At 34.2% G+C, this 4606-nt stretch carries 2 protein-coding genes and 2 pseudogenes; all 4 read left to right on the forward strand.

Features of this window, described 5'->3' with window-relative positions; translation table 11 throughout:
• Positions 1-103, forward strand: a pseudogene (locus tag ACIQ2X_RS13960) (IS1595 family transposase); the annotation flags it as partial.
• Positions 104-115: 12 nt separating this feature from the next.
• Positions 116-3088 (forward strand): PAS domain S-box protein, encoded by a 2973-nt coding sequence (locus ACIQ2X_RS13965; protein WP_396179553.1) that lies wholly within the window; start codon positions 116-118, stop codon positions 3086-3088.
• Between the two features lie 121 nt (positions 3089-3209).
• Positions 3210-4066: pseudogene (locus ACIQ2X_RS13970) on the forward strand (neutral zinc metallopeptidase).
• A gap of 99 nt (positions 4067-4165) precedes the next feature.
• Positions 4166-4342, forward strand: a complete 177-nt coding sequence (locus tag ACIQ2X_RS13975) for a hypothetical protein (RefSeq protein ID WP_396179554.1) — start codon at positions 4166-4168, stop codon at positions 4340-4342.
• Positions 4343-4606 lie beyond the last annotated feature (264 nt).

The following is a 4606-nucleotide window of genomic DNA, read 5'->3' on the forward strand; positions in this document are numbered from 1 at the left end:
CTTACAACTGTATCTGAACGAGTTTGTTTATAAGCTAAATCGCAGATATTTTGGTGAGAAAATCTTCGATAGACTAGTGATAGCAAGTATTACAGGAGTATGATTAAAAAAGGATATGCATAAAAATTTAATTCAAAATGCAGTCGATATAATTTTTGAAACCGACGTGTTCGGCAATTTTACTTTTGTCAACGATTTTACACTGCACCATTTGGGGTATACTTTAGAAGAAATTATTGGAAAACCATTTACGAGTTTTGTAAGAGACGATTATAAAGAGCGGTTGTTGCATTTTTACCAAGATATAATCAATCCTGATAACAATTTTCCAACTATTGAATTTCCTATAATCCGTAAAGACAATTCTCAAATTTGGGGTTCCCAAAAAGTAATTGTGCAACGCAACTCTGAGGGCGAAGTGGTGGGGTACTCTGGGATTATGCGGGATATAACTTTCATAAAAAATTTAGAGTCCAAAGAACGTATTCGATTGGAAAAAATTGAGAATTTTAATACAACCATAAATTTTCTGTCGACTTCCAATTTTTCTAATTTTGACACCCTAAATGATGTACTTGCCGTAATCCTAAAAAGTACCGCTATTGCAACGAAAACCGATTTAGTGAGCTACATTAATTGCCAAAATTTACAGCAGTTCCATCAAACGAGTTACAACTTAAATTCGGAAGAAATTAAGACCGGAATTCTTACTCCAGAAGAGTTTCAGCATCTAAATTTACACAACTTAAAAGAACGAAAAACAATTGTCATTTCCGATTTAAAAACAGATGCATCCGGCTTTTTTAACAGTACAGAAAAATTGGATTTACAATACAATTCAATGCTTGTGATGAGTGTATTTCATAACAACTTATTGATGGGTATTTTGTGCTTTTCTAACAAAGAAAAAAATAAAACTTGGGATGCCGAAGACTTTAATTTCATTACAACCATAATCAATATTATCGCACTTGGTCTCGAACTCCAATTGCGACTAGAGACGGAACGGAAATTAAATTATACCAGCCAAGTTTGGTCCGTAGTTTCGCAGTGTACGGCCAAATTTTTGTCGTCAACCAAACCCATTGAAGACTTGTATGAATTGTTTGATATGGTTGGAAATGCCACTCAAGTAGATCACATTTACTATTATGAACATAATCTTGAGACTTCACTGATAGCACAAAAAGTCAAGTGGGCTAAAAAAGGTGTAACGTTACAAATTACTCCTTTGGCTACTTTTACACATAAGAACTTGCGGGAAATTATTGAAAAAGCAACCAGTAATAAACCTTTCATTGCAATTGTTTCTGAAATGAAAGAAAGTTTTCTTAAAAATATATTGGTTACAAATGAACTTCGCTCTATTATTTGGCCCTTATTTTTTAATAACAAGTTTTCGGGTTTTATTGGATTTGATTCATGCAGCGAAGATCGAATTTGGACTGACGATGAAATCAACATTTTTCAGATACTTGCCAACAATATTTCATCCGTTATCCAACGTTCGACTAATGAACGATTAAAAAACGAAAGCGAGGAACGGTTCCGACTTTTGGCTAACAATGTTCCAGGAACGGTTTACCTTTCGAAATTTGATCAAAAATGGACTAAAATTTACATCAACGATCAAATAGAACAATTAACTGGTTATCATAAAAATGATTTTTTAGAAGGACGTATTAATTTTTCAGAATTAACTCACGAAGCCGATAAGCAATATGTTTTAAATGAATCGGAACGTAAAATTGCAGAAAACGAAAAAATGCATCTTACGTACCGAATTCGAACCAAAGAAAACGAAATTAAATGGATTGAAGAATTTGCTGATAATATAAAAACCAATGAAACAATCGAGTACATTGAAGGAATTTTCATAGACATTACAGAACGTAAAAAGAATGAATCTGCCATAATCGACAAGGAGTTAGCACAATCGGCCAATAAAGCAAAATCAGAGTTTTTGGCCAATATGAGCCACGAAATCAAAACACCTTTGAATGGAATTATTGGTTTTACTGAATTACTCATGAAAACCGAATTGAATACCAATCAAGAAAGCTACATGGCAACTGTTCATCAATCGGCAAACACGTTATTAGGAATTATCAACAACATTTTAGATTTTTCAAAAATAGAAGCCAGAAAACTTGAACTGGACGTTCAGTCCGTTGCTATTAAAGAAATTCTGGAATCCATCGAACAAGTAGTTCGTTACGATCTTGAAAACAAAGAACTAGAACTACATATTTTAGTGGACGATTCCATTCCAAAAACACTTCATTTAGACCCTATTCGGGTAAAACAAATACTACTCAACTTAGTTAGTAATGCAATAAAATTTACAAAAAAAGGAAGTATTAGCGTTCAATTGAAAATTAAGAAACAACTGGATGCCGAGAGGTACAAAATTCGATTTTTAGTGATTGATTCCGGTATTGGGATTATGCTCGAAAATCAGAAGAAAATTTTTGAACCTTTTTTGCAAGAAGATAATTCCACTACCCGAAAATATGGAGGTACTGGATTAGGATTAACCATTACCAATCAACTATTGCAACTCATGAACAGCAAATTAAAAGTTAAAAGCGTGCCCAATGAAGGAAGTACTTTTTACTTTGATTTAATTTTACAAAGAGGTACAAAAAACAGCACAGAGCCCGCATCAATTATGACAACCAATACCCCATACAATTCTGAAAACATTGCTATAAAAATATTAATTGCAGAAGATAATGCCATTAATATGCTACTGATTAAAACGATATTAAAAAACATGTTTCCCGCTGCCGAATTGTTCGAAAGTACCAATGGTGAAGAAGCGGTAGCTGCATGCACGGCATTGCAACCCGATATGATTTTGATGGATATTCAAATGCCCTTACTAAATGGATTAGAAGCTACGCAAAAAATAAGAGCACTTCAACCCGATTTCAATATCCCCATCATAGCACTAACGGCGGGAACTTTACAGGAAGAGCGTGAAATGTGTTTGTCGGCCGGGATGGATGATTTTGTTTCCAAACCGATTATTAAAGATGCCATTCGGGATACCATTTTAAAATGGGTAAAACAATCTACAAATTAAAACAGATTTTAAGAAATTTATTTTCTAAATGTAAAATTTTAGCACTATAAATAGATTTTTGTTCTAAATTAGCTTTAAAATAAGTAGATTAAACAACCTTAAACTAAAAAAAAATAGAGTTATGAAATGGCAAGGTAGAAGAGAAAGCGGTAATATGGAAGACCGCCGAGGAATGGGCTCATCCGGAAAAGTAATTGCAGGTGGAGGAATTATTGGGGTAATCATTTTACTAATTAACCTATTTGGAGGATCTGATTTACAAAATCTAACGCCCGTTTTAGAACAATTCAATACAGGAACGGAACAAACCACACAACGCCAGCTGACTGCCGAAGAAGTTGAACAAGGCAAAATGATGGAGGTTCTGCTGGCTGACAACGAAGATGTATGGGCGAAAATATTTCAAGAAAATGGGATGACGTATGTTAACTCGGGAATGGTTTTGTTCAGTAGTCGTGTGGAAACAGGATGCGGAAATGCAACTGCTTCAACAGGCCCATTTTATTGTCCTGCTGACCAAAAAGTATACAAGATTTAGTATTTTTTGACGAATTGCAATCGAAGTTTGGAGCAAAAGGAGGCGATTTTGCCATTGCGTATGTATTGGCACACGAGGTAGGACACCATGTACAAACCCTACTTGGCACTTCGACCAAAGTGCGAAAAATGCAGCAAGGTATGAATGAGGTTCAAGCCAATAAACTATCGGTAGCATTAGAATTACAAGCCGATTTTTATGCCGGAGTGTGGACCCATTACAATCAAAAAATGAATCAATTTCTAGAAGAAGGCGATATTGACGAAGCGTTGAGTGCCGCAAATGCCGTGGGCGATGATGCTATCCAAAAACGTGTTCAAGGCGAAGTAGTGCCAGATTCTTTTACTCACGGTACTTCCGAACAAAGAAAATATTGGTTTATGAAAGGTTACAAAACGGGCGATATTACCCAAGGCGATACGTTCAATAATGCACGATAACTGGATTTTATAATCGAAAATCGGAATTCTGAAACATTTGTATAAAATGGTGTAAGTCAATTTTTTATTAATTGGTTCAATTTTGTAAAAAAAAGCTACATGATGAATATCGAACTGACCAAACTAGAAAATTTTGATGCTATAAGTACCCATTTAGTCAACATTGTTATTATGAATAACAGTGATGAACCTGACCTTAAAGACGAAGAACTTATGGATTTTGACTTTGATTATGATCCCAATGAAATGTATTACGATTTAATAAATCAAAACTAGCTTACAACCTTTTGCTAATAAAAAAAAACAAATATGAACGGACTTTTTAAAACTTTAATCGCAGGATATGGCGCTAAGAAATTGGGCGGCGGATGCCTCGGAACTATTGTAGTATTTATCATTATTTTTTACTTGCTTGGCTTTTTATAAAAAATAATTATGTATATCCGTAATTGCTCATATTTTTGTATATTTGTTTGATAGATAAATTATTGGGTATGAATATTTTTAGTTTTGGAGTCGAATTTAGTAGTGAAGCCAATT

Source organism: Flavobacterium sp. (assembly GCF_044368625.1).
In the GTDB taxonomy this organism is placed as follows: Bacteria; Bacteroidota; Bacteroidia; order Flavobacteriales; family Flavobacteriaceae; genus Flavobacterium.

Excerpts from the sequence above, each read along its gene's own strand:
- ACIQ2X_RS13965 (WP_396179553.1), top strand. The coding sequence starts at position 116 with ATGCATAAAAATTTAATTCAAAATGCAGTCGATATAATTTTTGAAACC.
- ACIQ2X_RS13975 (WP_396179554.1), top strand. The coding sequence starts at position 4,166 with ATGATGAATATCGAACTGACCAAACTAGAAAATTTTGATGCTATAAGT.